We start from the raw sequence: 526 nt of genomic DNA on the forward strand, positions 1-526 counted from the left end.
ACCCGAAGAAGTCTTCGTGCTGCGAGTTTGAGAGACTCTGACACACCGCGCATTCCTGGTTACGGAGAAATGCAGCAGCATGTCTGTTTCAATTTTCAGCTTGTTCCGGATTGTTAAAGAGCAAATACTTCGCAGTATACTCATCGAGTACACTCTGAAGTGATGGTGGAGCTATGCGGGATCGAACCGCAGACCTCCTGCGTGCAAAGCAGGCGCTCTCCCAGCTGAGCTATAGCCCCATCGTAGTTAAACCTCTTCAACTCCTGCGGAGTTGGTAGGCCTGAGTGGACTTGAACCACCGACCTCACCCTTATCAGGGGTGCGCTCTAACCACCTGAGCTACAAGCCTGTAGAGGTTTTGCTTCTTTACTTTCTATCAGACAATCTGTGTGAGCACTGCGAGGTTGTATCTTGCAGGTAAGGAGGTGATCCAACCGCAGGTTCCCCTACGGTTACCTTGTTACGACTTCACCCCAGTCATGAATCACAAAGTGGTAAGCGCCCTCCCGAAGGTTAAGCTACCTAC

General features: G+C 51.0%; 2 tRNA genes and 1 rRNA gene. All 3 read right to left on the reverse strand.

Annotated features, from left to right (window positions below):
- Nucleotides 1-163: 163 nt before the first annotated feature.
- Nucleotides 164-239, reverse strand: a tRNA-Ala gene (locus tag G9X48_RS09040).
- A 33-nt stretch (nt 240-272) separates the two neighbouring features.
- A tRNA-Ile gene (locus G9X48_RS09045) sits at nt 273-349 on the reverse strand.
- Between the two features lie 69 nt (nt 350-418).
- A 16S ribosomal RNA gene (locus G9X48_RS09050) occupies nt 419-526 on the reverse strand; the annotation flags it as partial.

It is taken from the genome of Cronobacter sp. HA18006 (genome assembly GCF_011605445.1).
GTDB lineage: Bacteria > Pseudomonadota > Gammaproteobacteria > Enterobacterales > Enterobacteriaceae > Cronobacter > Cronobacter sakazakii.